The sequence below is a fragment of the Pseudomonas sp. NPDC087185 genome, from assembly GCF_044744955.1.
In the GTDB taxonomy this organism is placed as follows: Bacteria; Pseudomonadota; Gammaproteobacteria; order Pseudomonadales; family Pseudomonadaceae; genus Aquipseudomonas.
In genome coordinates, this window is sequence record NZ_JBIUZK010000003.1 from 417,623 (window position 1) to 433,310 (window position 15,688).

Consider the following 15,688-nt stretch of genomic DNA (forward strand, 5'->3'; position numbering starts at 1 on the left):
CAAATAGCCACTTGTCGGTTCATCTGCACTATCGTTCCTGGTAATCAAAGACTTACGTGGCCCTGGAAAACCGGCAAGCCCAGTCCACCAGGTTCGATGCAGGTCCAATCACTCCTGTTCGGCAAACGCCTGCTCGGCATCCCAACCACCACCCAGTGCGGCAATCAGCTGCACGCTGGCCACCAGGCGCCCCTGCAGCAGGTTCAGGGCACTGCGCTCGTTGCTGAGCGCCGTGGCCTGCACGTTCACCACATCCAGGTAGCCGATCAACCCGGCGCGGTACTGGTTCTCGGTCAGGCGCAGCGATTCGCGCGCGGCATCCAGCGCTTCCTGGCGCACGACCGCTTCGTCGGCATACACCTTGAGCTGCACCAGATAGTTCTCGACTTCCTTGAAACCGTCGAGCACGGTCTGGCGGTACTGCGCCACGGTCTGGTCATACACCGCGACGGTACGGTCCACTTCCGCGCTGCGCTTGCCGGCATCGAACAGGGTCAACGCCAGTTGCGGGCCCACCGACCAGTAGCGGTTGGGCAGCTGTATCCAGTTGTTGAACGTACTGCTGGAATAGCCACCGCTCATACTCAGGCTCAAGTCCGGGAAATACGCCGCGCGGGCCACGCCGATGTTGGCATTGGCCGCCATCACGTTGCGCTCGGCCGAAGCGATGTCCGGGCGCCGCTCAAGCAGCTGCGACGGCAGGCTGACCGGAATCTGCGGCAAGGCCGGGATAGTCTTGCTGTCGGCGAGGGCAAACGCTGCAGGCGCCTTGCCCAGCAACACCGCGATGGCGTTCTCGAACTGCGCGCGTTGCCAGATCAGGTCGATCAGGTCGGCCTGGGTGCTCTTGAGCTGGGTGCGCGCCTGGGCCACTGCGTCAGGGCCCGAGACGCCGGCGCGGTATTGGTTTTCAGTCATGCGCAACGAACGTTCATACGTTGCGACAGTGGCTTCCAGCAGGCGTTTCTGCTCGTCGATGACGCGCAGTTGCAGGTAGTTCTGCACCAGCTCGGACTGCTGGCTGAGGCGGATCGCGGCGAGGTCGGCGAAGCTGGCTTCGGCACTGGCCTCGTTGGCGTTCATGGTCTCGCGCAGCTTGCCCCACAGGTCGATTTCCCAGCTCACGCCGAGTTGCGCGTTGTAGGTGTTGCGGATGCCGCTGCTGTTGTTGGACAAACTTGAGCTGGAACTGCCGGTGCCTTGCGCCGAGCGGTTCTTCCCGGTGGTCAGGTCCAAGCTTGGGAACAGGGAGGCGCGGCTGCTGCGCACCAGCGCCTGAGCCTGGCGGTACTGGGCTGCCGATTGCGCAACGGTCTGGTTGCTACGGTTGAGCTCTTCGACCAGCGCGTTGAGGCCCGCATCGCCGTAAACCTCCCACCAGGCGCCTCGGGCGATGGCATCGGACGGCTTGGCCTGGGTCCAGCCTTCGGCCTGCTTGAACTGCGCAGGTGTGCTCAGTTCAGGGCGGTGATAGTCGGGGCTCAGGGTACAGGCGCTGAGCAGCACCGCGCACAGCCCGGCGCCGACCAGGCGCGAGCCACGCCCGCGGGTCAGCAGCTGCAGGGCGTGGTGGAGTGGAGTCTGGGCAAAGTTCATAGCGGAGTTTCCAGAGCGGCATCGGTGCGCACGCCGCGCCAATGGTTGAATCGGTGGCGCAGGCGGTCCAGGTACAGGTACACCACCGGCGTCGTATATAGGGTCAGCACCTGGCTGAACACCAGGCCGCCAATGATGGTCAGGCCCAGCGGCTGGCGCATTTCCGCGCCCTCCGCGCGGCTCAGCAACAGCGGCAAGGCACCCAGCATGGCCGCCAGCGTGGTCATCAGGATCGGCCGCAGGCGCAGCAGGCAGGCGCGGCGGATCGATTCCTCCGGCGTCAGGCCCTGGTGGCGTTCCAGTTGCAGGGCCAGGTCGATCATCAGGATGGCGTTCTTCTTCACCACCCCGATCAGCAGGAACAGGCCCAGCAGCGAGATCAGGCTGAACTCCCCGCCCGTCACGTAAAGCGCAAGCAAGGCACCGACCCCTGCCGAAGGCAAGGTCGAGAGAATGGTCAGCGGGTGGATGTAGCTTTCGTAAAGAATGCCCAGCACCAGGTACACCAGCACCAATGCGCCAAGGATCATGAACGGCTGGCCTTGCTGGGTCTTGGCGAAGGCGTCGGCAGTGCCGCCAAGCTTGGCGATCACGTCCTCGGGCAGGCCGAGCCTGGCCACCGCCCGCTCCACCGCCACCATGGCCTGATCCGGGCTGTAGCCTTCGGCGACGTCGAAGGCGATGTCTTCGGAGGCGAACTGGCCCTCGTGGCTGACCCGGTCGTTGGCCAGGCTGTTTTCGTAGTGGGCGATGGTCGACAGCGGCACACGTGCACCGTCACTGGTGATCACCTGCACCTGTTCCAGGGTGCTCGGGTCCCAGGCGTACTTGGGGTTGATCTCCAGCACCACCTGGTACTGATTGAGGCTGTCGTAGATGGTCGAGATCTGCCGCTGACTGTAGGCATTGTTCAGCACCGTGGTGACCATGCTCATGTCGATGCCCAGGCGCTTGGCCTGGTCACGGTCGACCACCAGGGTGACCTGCTGGGTGCCGGAGCCGTCGCGGGCGTCGATGGCGGTCAGCTCGGGCAGTGCACGCAGCGCCGCGACCACCTTGGGGAACCACTGGCGCAAGGCGGCCAGGTCGCCGCTCTGCAGGGTGTACAGGTACTGCGACGAGGTCTGGTCACGGCCGCCACCGCCAAGCTGCAGGTCCTGGTCGGCCATCAGGAACAACCGCCCGCCGGGAACCTTGGGCATTTCCTTGCGCAAGCGCTCGATGACCTTCTGCGCGTCGATCTTGCGCTCGCTGATCGGTTTCAGGCGCACCAGCACCATGGCGTTGTTGGTGCCGCTGTTGCCGCCGATGAAGCCGGCAACGCTCTGCACCGCCGGGTCGGCCAGCAAGGCGCGGCGGTAGATCTCCATCTTCGGCTGCATCACGCTGAACGACAGGCCGTCGTCGCCGCGAATGAAGCCCATCAACTGGCCGGTGTCCTGCTGCGGGATCAGCGTTTTCGGCACCACCACGTACAGGGCGATGTTGATACCGATGGTCGCCAGCAGACTGAGCAGCGTCAGGCGCTTGTGGCGCAGGGCCCAGCCCAGGCTGCGGTCGTAGCCATCGACCATGCGTTTGTGCACCTTGTCGCTCCAGCGCTGCAGGCGCGACGGTTCGGCTCGGTGTGGCTTGAGCCAGCGGGCACACAGCATCGGCGTCAGGGTCAGGGACACTACCAGCGACACGATGATCGCCGCCGCCAGGGTGATCGAGAACTCCTGGAACAGGTTGCGCACGATGCCGCCCATGAACAGGATCGAGACGAACACCGCCACCAGCGAGACGTTCATCGACAGCAAGGTGAAGCCAACCTCCTTGGCGCCGAGAAACGCCGCGCGCATCGGCGGCTGGCCGTCCTCGATGTGCCGCGAGATGTTCTCCAGCACCACGATGGCATCGTCCACCACCAGGCCGGTGGCAAGGATCAGCGCCATCAGCGACAGGTTGTTCAGCGAGAAGCCGCACAGGTACATCACCGCGAAGGTGCCAACCAGCGATACCGGCACCGCCAGGCTCGGGATCAAGGAGGCGCGGAAGCTGCCGAGGAACAGGTAGACCACCAGGATTACCAGCACCACGGCGATCAGCAGAGTGTGCTCGGCCTCTTTCAGGGTGGCCTTGATCACCGGCGAGCGGTCCATGGCCACGTTCAGCTGGACGCTGGCAGGCAGCAGCGACTGCAGCGCCGGGAGTTGCGCGTGGATCTGGTCGACGGTTTCGATGATATTGGCGCCAGTCTGGCGGTTGACCACCAGCAGCACTGCACTCTGGTCGTTGAAGAAGCCGCTGTTGTAGCGGTTCTCGACGCTGTCGGTGATGGTCGCCACGTCGGACAAACGCAGGATCGTGCCATTCTGCTGGCGGATCACGATCGGCGCGTAGTCCTTGGCTTTTTCCAGCTGGTCGTTGGCGCGCACCTGCCAGTTGCGCTCGCTGTCCTCGACAAAGCCCATGGGCCGGCGCTGGTTGGCATTGGCCACTGCGGTGCGCACCTCGTCCAGCGACAGGTTGTACTGGTTGAGCAGTTGCGGCTCGACGGCAATGCGCACTGCCGGCAGCGAACTGCCACCGATCTGCACCTCCCCTACGCCGCTGACCTGGGCCAGGCTCTGCGACAGGATGGTGTCGGCCAGGTCGTACAGTTGGCCCTTCTGCAGCACGTCCGAGGTCAGCGACAGCACCATGATCGGTGCTTGCGCCGGGTTGATCTTCTTGTAAGTGGGCATGCTGCGCATACCGCTGGGCAACAGGTTGCGGGTGGCGTTGATGGCCGCCTGCACCTCACGCGCGGCGCCGTCGATGTCGCGGCCTTGCTCGAAACCGATGATGACCCGCGTCGAGCCCTGGTTGGAGCTACTGGTCAGGGTCGTGACGCCGGCGATGCTGCCGAGCTTGCGCTCCAGCGGCGTGGCCACCGTGGAGGCCATCACCTCGGGGCTGGCACCTGCCAGGTTGGCCTGCACCACGATGACCGGGAAGTCCATCTGCGGCAAAGGCGCCACCGGCAGCAAGCCGAAGCTCACACCACCGAGCAACATGATCGCCAGGCTCAGCAGCATGGTCGCCACGGGCCTGCGAATGAATGGGCCGGACAGGTTCATGCCTCGGCCTGCTTCACGTCAGTGGCTGGGCGCCAGCGGCGTGCCAGGCGGTCGAAGTACAGGTAGATGACCGGGGTGGTGAACAGCGTCAGTACCTGGCTTACCAGCAGGCCGCCGACCATCACCAGGCCCAGCGGCTGGCGCAGTTCTGCGCCGGAACCCGTGGCGAGCATCAGCGGTACGGCGCCAAACAGTGCCGCGAGGGTGGTCATCAGGATCGGCCGGAAGCGCAGCAGCGCGGCCTGGTAGATCGCATCGTGCGGGCTCATGCCCTGGTGGCGCTCGGCCTCGAGGGCGAAGTCGATCATCATGATCGCGTTCTTCTTGACGATACCGATCAGCAGGATGATGCCGATGATAGCGATCATGCCCAGGTCGTTGCCGCTGATGAGCAACGCCAGCAAGGCGCCGACCGCTGCCGACGGCAGGGTCGAGAGGATGGTCACTGGGTGGATGTAGCTTTCGTACAGCACGCCGAGCACGATGTACATGGTCACCACGGCGGCGAGGATCAGCAGCAAGGTGCTCGACAGCGACGCCTGGAAGGCCTCGGCAGCGCCCTGGAACTTGGTCTGCACGCCGATCGGCATGCCGATTTCCTGCTGCACCTGCTCGATGACCTTGACCGCTTCGCCCAGGGACGCGCCGTGGGCCAGGTTGAACGACATCATCACCGCCGGGAACTGGCCGATGTGCGAAATGGCCAGCTGCGCCTGGCGCTGCTCGATGCGCGCCAATGCCGACAGGCGTACCTGCCCACCATCGCTGGCCTTGACGTGGATCGACTCCAGCGCCTGCGGGCCGATGGTCGCGGCATCGCGCGACTGCAGCACCACGCGGTACTGGCTGGCCTGGGTGTAGATGGTCGAAATCTGCCGCTGGCCGAAAGCGTCGTACAGGGCGTTGGTGATCTGCGAAACGTTGATTCCCAGGCGGCTGGCCATGTCGCGGTCGATCACCAGGTACACCTGCAGGCCCTTGTCCTGCAGGTCGCTGGCCACATCCTGCAGCTCCGGGCGCTGCTGCAGGGCGTTGACCAGCTTGCCGCTCCACTGCGCGAGCAGGTCGGCGTCGGGCGACGACAGGCTGAACTGGTACTGCGTGCGGCTGACCCGGTCCTCGATGCTGAGGTCTTGCACCGGCTGCATGAACAGGCGGATACCGACCAGCTTGTCGAGCTGTGGTTGCAGGCGGCTGATCACTTCCCCGGCGGTCACGTCGCGCTCGCCGTGGGACTTCAGGTTGATCAGCAGGCGGCCGCTGTTGAGCGTGGCGTTGTCACCGTCCACACCAATGTAGGACGATAGGCTCTGCACCGCCGGGTCCTGCAGGATCACCTTGCTCAGGGCCTGCTGGCGTTCGCTCATGGCAGCGAACGAGGTCGATTGCGGTGCCTCGGAAATACCTTGGATCACCCCCGTGTCCTGCACCGGGAAGAAGCCCTTGGGCACCGCCATGTACAGCACCACGGTCAAGCCCAGGCTAGCCACGGCCACCAGCAAGGTCAGCGGCTGGTGCCGCAGCACCCACTGCAGGCCACGGCCGTAGTGTTCGATCAGCCAGTCGATCCAGGCGCCGCTGGCCCGGTAGAAGCGCCCTTGCTCCTCCTCTTTGGGTTCACGCTTGAGCAACCGCGCGCACATCATCGGCGTCAGGGTCAGCGAGACCACCAGGGAAATCAGGATCGCCACCGCCAGGGTGATAGCGAACTCGCGGAACAGGCGGCCGACCACATCGGCCATGAACAGCAGCGGGATCAGTACGGCGATCAGCGAGAACGTCAGCGAGATCAGGGTGAAGCCGATCTGCCGGGCGCCCTTGAGCGCAGCCTGCATCGGGGTTTCACCCTCTTCGATGTGCCGCGAAATGTTCTCCAGCATGACGATGGCGTCGTCGACCACAAAACCGGTGGCGATGGTCAGGGCCATCAACGTGAGGTTGTTGATCGAGAAACCCGCCAGGTACATCACGCCGAAGGTGCCGATCAGCGACAGCGGCACGGCAATTGACGGAATGATGGTGGCACTGAACCGGCGCAGGAAGACGAAAGTGACCATCACCACCAGGACGATGGCGATCAGCAGCTCGTGCTGCACGTCCTTGACCGCGGCGCGGATGGTCTGGGTGCGGTCGGTCAGCACCGACACGTCCAGGCCAGCAGGCAGGTTGTCGGTGATCGACGGCAGCAGCTGCTTGATGCTGTCGACCACTTCGATGACGTTGGCGCCTGGCTGGCGCTGGATGTTCAGCAATACCGCCTGATTCTGGTTGGCCCAGGCCGCCAGGCGTTCGTTTTCGGCGCCGTCGACGATTTCGGCGACGTCCTTCAGGCGCAGCGGCGCACCGTTGTTATAGGCCAGGATCAGGTTGGCGTACTCCTCGGGGGAGCGCAGCTGGTCGTTCGCATCGAGCATCGACACCCGGGTCGGGCCGTCGAAGTTGCCCTTGGGCTGGTTGACGTTGGAGGCGCCGATGAGGGTGCGCACGTCATCCAGGTTGAGGCCGTTGGCGGCCAATGCATCGACATTGACCTTGATGCGCACGGCCTGGCGCTGGCCGCCGGCGATGCTGACCATGCCCACGCCGCTGATCTGCGCGAGCTTCTGCGCCACGCGGGTGTCGACCAGGTCGTTGAGCTTGGGCAGCGGCATGGTCTTGCTGGAAATGGCCAGGGTCAGCACCGGCGTATCGGCCGGGTTGACCTTGTTGTACACCGGCGGCGCCGGCAGGTCGCTGGGCAGCAGGTTGCTGGCAGCGTTGATGGCCGCCTGCACCTGTTGCTCGGCAACGTCCATGTTCATGTCCAGGCTGAAGCGCAGGGTCAGCACCGAGGCGCCGCCGGAGCTGGTCGATGCCATCTGGGTCAGGCCCGGCATCTGGCCGAACTGGCGTTCCAGCGGCGCGGTCACGGCGCTGGTCATTACCTGCGGGCTCGCGCCCGGGTACAGGGTCATGACACGGATGGTCGGGTAATCGACCTGCGGCAAGGCCGACACCGGAAGCAACTTGTAGGCGATCAGGCCGGCCAGGACGATGGCCAGCATGCTCAGCGTGGTGGCGACCGGGCGGAGGATGAACAGGCGCGACAGGTTCATGCGCCCGCCTTGCCTGCCGCTTCACCGGACTGCGCCGAGCCTTTGGCGTCCTGGCCCTGCAGGTGCTGCCCGGGGGTGGTCGGCACTTGCGAGCTGTCTTCGACCACTTCCACCTTGGTGCCTTCGCGCAGGCGGTCGGTGCCTTCAAGGACCAGCCGGTCACCCGCCTTCAGGCCTTCGAGGATCACGCTGTTCTCACCGTCGCTGGCGCCCACCTTGAGCTTGCGCACATTGACGGTGTTTTCGGCATTGACCACATAGGCGAAGGTGCCGTCGTTACCGAACTGGATGGCCGCTGCCGGGGCCATCACCACCTGCTTGAGCGTATCGGCCAGCAGGCGCACGTTGACGAACTGGTTGGGGAACAGGGCCAGGTCCTTGTTCTCGAAGCGGCCCTTGAACTTCAGGGTGCCGGTGGTGGTGTCGATCTGGTTGTCGATGCTCCCCAGCACGCCCGTGGACTGGAGTTTGCTGTCGCTGCGGTCCCAGGACTCGACCGGCAGGCTGGCGCCGCTGCGGTAGCGCTCGAGCACGGTGCTCAGCTCGGTTTCCGGCAGGGTGAAGGCGACGCTGATTGGCTCGGTCTGGGTGATGACCACGAGTGCGGTGGTGTCGTTGGCCGCCACCAGGTTGCCCAGGTCCAGCTGGCGCAGGCCCACGCGGCCATTGATCGGTGCGCGGATCTGGGTGAAGTCGAGGTTCAGGCGGGCATCGGCGACTTGGGCCTGGTTGGTTTTCACCAGCCCCTGGAACTGCGCCACCTGGGCTTCGGAGGTGTCGAGGGTCTGCTTGGCGATGCTGTCTTCGGCGTACAGCCCTTTATAGCGTGCCAGGTCTACCTGGGCGTTTTTCAGCTGCGCCTGGTTCTGCGCCAGCGTACCTTCGGCCTGTTGCAGGGCGATGCGATAGGAACGTGGGTCGATCTCGGCGAGCAAATCGCCGGCCTTGACCTGCTGGCCTTCCTTGAAGTGGATTTTCACCAGCTCACCGGCCACCCGGCTACGCACGTTGACCGTGTTGGTCGCGGTGACCGTGCCCAACGCCTTGTAGTAGAGCGGGAAGTCACCTACCCGCACCGGTTCGACACGCACCGGCACCGCCTCGGTCGAACCGCCGAAGCCTGGGCGCCCCATGCCCATGCCCATGCCTTTGCCTGGGCGCCCCCCGCCAGCCTCTTTGTGGGCAGGCGTTGCAGCGGGCCACAGCCACCAGGCCAGCAGGGCCACCAGCAGCAGGATCAGCAGGCCAACGAGCCAGCGACGGGGGGATCGGGAGACAGAAGCTTGCATGGGTTGAACGAACCTTGTTCGGAATGACGGCTTGGGGAGGGTGAACGATAAGCACTGGCATCGTTTTAGCAAAGGCCCTTTACCAGAGGTTTACCTTTGCCTGACGTAGCCAAGAGGCTGAACTTTAAATGAAAACGGCCCGGAAAGCGTTCCGGGCCGTTACAGGGTGTTGCTTGGAGAGGTTGAGGGGTGGAGAGTTCCGCTGTCAGCACCACCCTATCGCGGGCTTGCCCGCGATAGGGCCGGAACAGGCAACAAAAACCTGCCCTGCCCCCACGCAATCCTTACTTCAGTACCGCCAGCGCCGCGTCATAGTTCGGCTCGTCGGCGATTTCGCCAACCAGCTCGCTGTGCAGCACCTTGTCGTTCTCGTCCAGCACCACCACGGCGCGGGCAGCCAGGCCGGCCAGCGGGCCGTCGGCGATGGCAACGCCGTAGCTCTCGAGGAACTCGCGACCACGCAGGGTCGACAGGTTCTGCACGTTCTCCAGGCCTTCGGCGCCGCAGAAGCGTGCCTGGGCGAATGGCAGGTCGGCAGAGATGCACAGCACCACGGTGTTGGCCACTTCGTTGGCCTGGGCGTTGAACTTACGCACGGAGGTGGCGCAGGTTGGGGTGTCGACGCTCGGGAAGATGTTCAGCACCTTGCGCTTGCCGGCGAAGTCTTTCAGCGAAGTATCAGCCAGGTTACCAGCGACCAGGGAGAAGGCAGGCGCCTGGGCACCGGCTTTCGGCAGCTCGCCTTTGACCTGAACCGGGTTGCCTTTGAGAGTCACTTGAGCCATGGACGAAATCCTTATGCGGGGTTTGAAAAGGACCCTGAGTTAAGCATGAAGGCGGGCGGGTGCCTATGGGGGATGATGAAATTGTTCTATTGCCGGACAATTCCTGTGGACAAAAAAATGTCCGGGTGGCGACAAGCGACCCGGACACTTCCTAGAGCAAGCCGTGAATCAGGCCAGCAGGCCGTACACCACGGAAGTCAGCGCGACCAGGCCTACCACCACCACGAACACGTTGGACAGCGCACCGCTGTACTTGCGCATCGATGGCACACGGCGGATGGCGTACATCGGCATCAGGAACAGCAGCACCGCGATGATCGGGCCGCCGAGCGATTCGATCATGCCAAGGATGCTCGGGTTGAGGGTGGCGACGATCCAGCACACCACCAGCATCAACGCGGCAACCATACGGTCCAGCGCCTTGGCACCCGGGCGTGCGCCGGTCTTGGCGATGATGCCCTTGAGCCCTTCGCTGGCACCGATGTAGTGGCCCAGGAACGACTTGGCGATGGCGATGAAGGCGATCAGCGGCGCGGCAAAGGCGATGGTCGGGTTGCTGAAGTGGTTGGCCAGGTACGACAAGATCGACAGGTTCTGCGCCTTGGCTTCGGCCAGTTGCGCGCTGTCGAGCGTGAGCACGCAGCTGAATACGAAGAACAGCACCATCGCCACCATCAGCAGGTGGGCGCGGGCCAGGATCTGGCCGCTGCGCTCGTCGGCGTGCTCGCCGTAACGGCGCTTCTGGTCAACGGCAAAGGCCGAGATGATCGGCGAATGGTTGAACGAGAAGACCATCACCGGGATCGCCAGCCACACGGTGTGCAGGAATGCCGAGCCCGTCGGCAGCTGGGTGGCGCTGTCGAGGATACCGCCGGTCCAGTGCGGGACCAGGTACAGGCCCAGCATCGCCAGGGCGACGATGAACGGGTAGACCAGCAGGCTCATGACCTTGACCGTGGCCTGCTCACCGCAACGGACGATGGCCAGCAGGCCGAGGATCAGCACGAACGACAGCAGCGCCCGCGGCGGCGGCACCATGTGCAGTTGGTGCTCCATGAAGCTGGTAACCGTGTTGGTCAGCGCCACGCTATAGATAAGCAGGATCGGGAAGATGGCGAAGAAGTAGAGCACGGTAATGAGTGCGCCGGCCTTGATGCCGAAATGCTCTTCGACCACTTCGGTGATGTCGCCGCCGCTGCGGCCGGACAGGACGAAGCGGGTCAGGCCACGGTGGGCGAAGTAGGTCATCGGGAACGCCAGTGCGGCGAGGATCAGCAATGGCCAGAAGCCGCCGAGGCCGGCGTTGATCGGCAGGAACAAGGTACCTGCACCGATGGCGGTGCCAAACAGGCCCAGCATCCAGGTGGTGTCGTGACGTGCCCAGCTGCCCAGGGCTGCCGGGGTCGATTCTTCATAGCGCCGTTCGACGCTTGGGGCCTGCTCATTCATTCCGGGTGTAGCTCCACTCGCAAGACTGCAACAGGGCTGGGAATGGCGAAACAGACGCTTCGCGCAACCCAACCAAAAAGAGGGGCGCGATTGTGCACTGAAAGTGGGCGGTTGCGAAGCCCCGTCCGAGGGACGGTTGCACTTGTCATGACAACAAGGTGTAACCAAGGGGGCCGCAGGGCGGCCCCAGGCGGTATTACTTCTGAACGGCGGCGAACGCTTCGGCAACCCGTTGCAGGTTGGCCGGGCGCAGGCCGGACATGCACACGCGGCCGCTGTCGATCAGGTAGACACCGAACTCGTCACGCAGGCGGCGGACCTGCTCGACGCTGAAACCGGTGTAGCTGAACATGCCACGTTGGCGCAGGAAGAACTGGAAGTCCTGGCCTGGCAGCAACACGGCCAGTGCATCGACCAACGCCTGACGCATGTCGAGGATACGCTTGCGCATCACTTCCACTTCAGCTTCCCACTGGGCATTCAGGGCAGCATCGCCGAGCACGCCGGCCACCAGCTGGGCGCCAAAGTTGGGCGGGCTGGAGTAGTTGCGGCGCACGGTGGCCTTGAGCTGGCCCAACACGCTTTGGGTGGTGGCTTCGTCGTCGCAGACCACCGACAGGCCCCCTACCCGCTCGCCATACAGCGAGAAGATTTTCGAGAACGAGTTGCTGACCAGGCATGGTACGCCGGCACGGGCCATTTCGCGGATGGCGTAGGCGTCTTCCACCAGCCCTTCGGCGAAGCCCTGGTAGGCGATGTCGAGGAACGGGATCAACTGGCGCGCCTTGACCGCTTCCACCACCTGCTGCCACTGGTTCTGGGTCAGGTCGGCACCGGTCGGGTTGTGGCAGCACGGGTGCAGCAGCACCACGCTGTTGGCCGGCAGGGCCTGCAGGGCGGCCAACATGCCGTCGAAGTCGACGCCACGGGTGGTCTGGTCGAAGTACGGGTAGGTGTTCACCTTGAACCCGGCCCCTTCGAAGATCGCACGGTGGTTGTCCCAGGTCGGGTTGCTGACCCAGACTTCGGACTGCGGGAAGTAGCGCTTGAGGAAGTCGGCACCGACCTTGAGCGCGCCGGAGCCGCCTACGGTCTGCACGGTGGCCACGCGCTTGCCGGTCACGGCCGGGTGGTCGGCACCGAACAGCAGCGCCTGGATAGCCTGGCGGTAGCTGGCCAGGCCTTCCATCGGCAGGTACAGCGAGGCTTCGTGATCAACGCCGGCAATGCGTTTTTCCACCGCATCCACGGCCGCCAGCTGCGGCACCACGCCAGCCTCATCGTAGTACAGGCCGATACTCAGGTTGACCTTGTCGGCGCGCGGGTCGGCCTTGAAGGTTTCCATCAACGAGAGAATCGGGTCGCCGGCATAGGCATCGACATGTTTGAACACAGCGTGCAGCTCCTTGGATCAGGACAGTTCGGAAAGGCTGACCTGAGGATACCCGGAGTCGGCGGCTAGGAACATCACCTAATGTGCAAGGTCGTCTATGCATGAATGCACGGCCGATCAGCCCAGCAGCGCCTTGAGCCCCTGCAGCTCCTGCTCGGTCAGGGCCACCCCTTCGCGTTCGGCGACTTCCCGCTCCCGATAACGGCGCTCGCCCGGCATCCGCGTCAACCCCACGCCCTGCATCTGCTCGACCAGCTCGCGGCTGCGCTGGGCAAAGCGATCGCCTTCGGCCTTGCTCGGGTCGATGACGATGATCAGCTGCCCGGTCCACGGCGTCTTCGCCCCCGGATGGCCCGACCAATCGAACTCCCAGGAGAAATGCCCACCGGTTAACGCCGCCGCTAGCAATTCGACCATCATCGACAGCGCCGAACCCTTGTGCCCGCCAAACGGCAGCAGGGCGCCACCTTCAAGAATCGCCTGGGGGTCGGTGGTCGGCTGGCCGCCGGCATCCACGCCCATGCCTTTGGGCAATGGCTGGCCGGCACGCGCGGCGATCTGCACGTCGCCATGGGCCATGGCGCTGGTGGCCATGTCGAAGACAATCGGGTCATGCCCCGCACACGGCGCGGCGAAGGCGATCGGGTTGGTGCCGAACAAGGGCTTGCGCGCACCGTGCGGCACCACGCAAGTCATGCTGTTGACCACGCTCAACGCCACCAGGCCTTCATCGGCGAACGGCTCGACATCTGGCCACAGCGCGGCGAAATGGTGTGAGTTGTGGATCGCCAGCACAGCGATGCCTGCGCTACGGGCCTTTTCGACCAGCAGCGTACGTGCCGCTGCCAACGCCGGCTGGGCAAAGCCACCGCCCGCGTCGACCCTGACATAACCCGACGCCACATCGGTCACCTGCGGCGTGGCCTGGCCATTGACCCAGCCGCTGGCCAGGGTTGAGACATACCCGGGAATACGAAACACGCCGTGGCTGTGGGCACCATCACGCTGGGCACTGGCGCAATTGTGGGCAAGCACGCCGGCCACCGCCTCGCTGCAGCCATGACGCTGGAAGATCCCATGCAGCAGGCCCTGCAGTTCGGCAAGAGGCACGCGCACGATGGGGTGGGTGGAGGGTGCAGACATCTGAAGCTCCTTTCTTGGAATTGGAATTGGAATGGCAACAGCATTGGCAGCGACAAAAACTGTCCTGCATGTGACAGCTATCTGTCAAATATTGACGCAGTGACAGAAAACATTCATTTTCTATTTCACGCCTCACCTGGAGCAGTGGCATGAGCCAACCGATCAAGCAACGCCTGGAAAACAGCCTGCAAGGGGCCACGGCTTCGGGCCACAAGATCGCCAGCTACATGCTCGCCAACCTTCACGAACTGCCGTTCCAGACCTCGGCCAGCATTGCCGACAAGCTGGGTGTCAGCGAATCCAGCGTCGGGCGTTTCTGCCGATCCCTCGGTTATGCCCATCTCAAGGCGCTCAAGCAAGACCTGCAGAGCGACCTGGGCGATGGCCCGTGGCTGGTGGGCGACCGCCTGCAAGAATACCGCCAGCAGCACGACGACAGCCGCCGCGCGGGCAGCCTGGAGCTGGAGATCGCCGCGCTGGTGCGGGTGCATGAATACAGCCGCAGCGATGCCTGGCACCAGGCTGCCCAGCGCCTGGCAGACAGGCCACGGGTATTCATCGCAGGTTTTCAGACCGAGCGCGGCGTCGCCCAATGCATGGCCCACCTGCTGCATTACCTGCGCGATGGCGTACAGGGGGTCGATGGCAGCGCCGGGCACTTCGGCGAGGTGCTGCTGGGACGCCCGGAAAACAGCGCCCTGGTGGTGTTCGAGGCACGCCGTTATTCCCGCCATGCCCTGCTGCTGTGTCAGAAGGCACGCCAGGCCGGCATCCCGGTCACGCTGGTGACCGACACGTTCTGCGACTGGGGCGATGCCAATGCCGACGAAGTGTTCCGCATCCCCACCGAGTTCAATCTGTTCTGGGAATCCACCTCGGCGATGCTGTCGTGGGTGCACCTGATGGTCAACGAGGTCTGCAAGAAGCTCGGGCCTGATGTTGAAAAACGCTTGGAAGCGACTGCCGCTCTACATAACGAGTTCGTCGGCTACACGGCGGGCAAACAACAATAGCAAGAGTGCAAGAGGTGCGAGATGAACAAGACCATGGCTATGGTGGGTGCGTGTGCCCTGCTGCTGGCGGGTGCCGCCAGTGCCGAAACCCTGCGCTTCGCCACCGAGGGCGCCTACCCGCCCTTCAACTATGTAGATGCCGATAACAAACTGCATGGCTTCGACATCGACATCACCCACGCCCTGTGCGAACAGATGAAAGTCGAGTGCACCCTGGTCGCCCAGGATTGGGAAGGCATCATCCCCGCGTTGATGGCGCGCAAGTACGATGCCGTCGTGGCCTCGATGATCGACACCGAGGAGCGGCGCAAGAAAATCGCCTTCACCGACCACTACTACCGCACCCCGCTGACCGTCGCCGTGGCCAAGGACAGCAAGATCAGCGACGCCCAGAACACGTTCGACGGCTACACCGTGGGCGCCCAGTCGTCCTCCACCCAGGCCATCTATGCCGAGGACGTGTATGCCAAGGCCGGCGCCGACGTGAAGCTGTACCCGACCATGGACGAGGCCAACGCCGACCTCGCCGCTGGCCGCCTGGACGGGGTGATCGCCGATAAATTCCCGCTGCACGAGTGGATGAACAAGAACGGCCAGGACTGCTGCAAGGTGCTCGGCGACGTGGCCGGGACCAAAGCCGATGCCGCCATTGCCGTGCGCAAGGACGATGAGGCGCTGCGCCAGCGCTTGAATGCCGCGTTGAGGGCAATCGTCGCCAACGGCACCTACCAGAAAATCGCCAGCAAGTACTTCGACTTCGACATTTATAACTGACTTTCGGCCCCTATCGCCGGCTTGCCGGCGATTGAGGCCGGGCCAGC

General features: G+C 64.2%; 10 protein-coding genes. 2 read left to right on the top strand and 8 right to left on the bottom strand.

Annotation, left to right across the window (positions count from 1 at the left end):
• Positions 1 to 108: 108 nt before the first annotated feature.
• From ACIPIJ_RS12195 to ACIPIJ_RS12230, 8 genes are all read right to left on the bottom strand, one after another.
• Positions 109 to 1,596: an efflux transporter outer membrane subunit gene (locus tag ACIPIJ_RS12195; protein ID WP_401076708.1), complete on the bottom strand. Its 1,488-nt coding sequence runs from the start codon at positions 1,594 to 1,596 to the stop codon at positions 109 to 111.
• On the bottom strand, positions 1,593 to 4,700 hold the full coding sequence (locus tag ACIPIJ_RS12200) for an efflux RND transporter permease subunit (protein WP_401076711.1): 3,108 nt from the start codon (positions 4,698 to 4,700) through the stop codon (positions 1,593 to 1,595). Before ACIPIJ_RS12200 ends, ACIPIJ_RS12195 begins: the two co-directional genes overlap by 4 nt.
• Positions 4,697 to 7,795, bottom strand: coding sequence for an MdtB/MuxB family multidrug efflux RND transporter permease subunit (locus ACIPIJ_RS12205; RefSeq protein ID WP_401076714.1), 3,099 nt, complete (start codon positions 7,793 to 7,795; stop codon positions 4,697 to 4,699). The genes ACIPIJ_RS12200 and ACIPIJ_RS12205 overlap by 4 nt, the downstream gene beginning before the upstream one ends.
• Complete coding sequence (locus ACIPIJ_RS12210; protein ID WP_401076716.1) at positions 7,792 to 9,084, bottom strand: MdtA/MuxA family multidrug efflux RND transporter periplasmic adaptor subunit; 1,293 nt, start codon at positions 9,082 to 9,084, stop codon at positions 7,792 to 7,794. The genes ACIPIJ_RS12205 and ACIPIJ_RS12210 overlap by 4 nt, the downstream gene beginning before the upstream one ends.
• 284 nt (positions 9,085 to 9,368) lie before the next feature.
• Entirely contained in the window at positions 9,369 to 9,869 is a 501-nt protein-coding gene (tpx, locus tag ACIPIJ_RS12215) for a thiol peroxidase (protein ID WP_401076719.1), read from the bottom strand.
• A 168-nt stretch (positions 9,870 to 10,037) separates the two neighbouring features.
• Entirely contained in the window at positions 10,038 to 11,318 is a 1,281-nt protein-coding gene (locus ACIPIJ_RS12220; protein ID WP_401076722.1) for a serine/threonine transporter, read from the bottom strand.
• A 196-nt stretch (positions 11,319 to 11,514) separates the two neighbouring features.
• Positions 11,515 to 12,711, bottom strand: a complete 1,197-nt coding sequence (locus ACIPIJ_RS12225; protein ID WP_401076725.1) for an aromatic amino acid transaminase — start codon at positions 12,709 to 12,711, stop codon at positions 11,515 to 11,517.
• A gap of 117 nt (positions 12,712 to 12,828) precedes the next feature.
• Complete coding sequence (locus tag ACIPIJ_RS12230; RefSeq protein ID WP_401076727.1) at positions 12,829 to 13,854, bottom strand: Ldh family oxidoreductase; 1,026 nt, start codon at positions 13,852 to 13,854, stop codon at positions 12,829 to 12,831.
• A gap of 149 nt (positions 13,855 to 14,003) precedes the next feature.
• Between ACIPIJ_RS12230 and ACIPIJ_RS12235 the strand changes: the two genes are divergently transcribed.
• Positions 14,004 to 14,867 (top strand): MurR/RpiR family transcriptional regulator, encoded by an 864-nt coding sequence (locus ACIPIJ_RS12235; protein ID WP_401076730.1) that lies wholly within the window; start codon positions 14,004 to 14,006, stop codon positions 14,865 to 14,867.
• Positions 14,868 to 14,888: 21 nt separating this feature from the next.
• Positions 14,889 to 15,641: a transporter substrate-binding domain-containing protein gene (locus ACIPIJ_RS12240; protein WP_401076732.1), complete on the top strand. Its 753-nt coding sequence runs from the start codon at positions 14,889 to 14,891 to the stop codon at positions 15,639 to 15,641.
• Positions 15,642 to 15,688: the final 47 nt, after the last annotated feature.

Coding starts and splice junctions, on each gene's coding strand:
- ACIPIJ_RS12195 (WP_401076708.1), bottom strand. CDS start 1,596: ATGAACTTTGCCCAGACTCCACTCCACCACGCCCTGCAGCTGCTGACC.
- ACIPIJ_RS12200 (WP_401076711.1), bottom strand. CDS start 4,700: ATGAACCTGTCCGGCCCATTCATTCGCAGGCCCGTGGCGACCATGCTG.
- ACIPIJ_RS12205 (WP_401076714.1), bottom strand. CDS start 7,795: ATGAACCTGTCGCGCCTGTTCATCCTCCGCCCGGTCGCCACCACGCTG.
- ACIPIJ_RS12210 (WP_401076716.1), bottom strand. CDS start 9,084: ATGCAAGCTTCTGTCTCCCGATCCCCCCGTCGCTGGCTCGTTGGCCTG.
- tpx (WP_401076719.1), bottom strand. CDS start 9,869: ATGGCTCAAGTGACTCTCAAAGGCAACCCGGTTCAGGTCAAAGGCGAG.
- ACIPIJ_RS12220 (WP_401076722.1), bottom strand. CDS start 11,318: ATGAATGAGCAGGCCCCAAGCGTCGAACGGCGCTATGAAGAATCGACC.
- ACIPIJ_RS12230 (WP_401076727.1), bottom strand. CDS start 13,854: ATGTCTGCACCCTCCACCCACCCCATCGTGCGCGTGCCTCTTGCCGAA.
- ACIPIJ_RS12235 (WP_401076730.1), top strand. CDS start 14,004: ATGAGCCAACCGATCAAGCAACGCCTGGAAAACAGCCTGCAAGGGGCC.
- ACIPIJ_RS12240 (WP_401076732.1), top strand. CDS start 14,889: ATGAACAAGACCATGGCTATGGTGGGTGCGTGTGCCCTGCTGCTGGCG.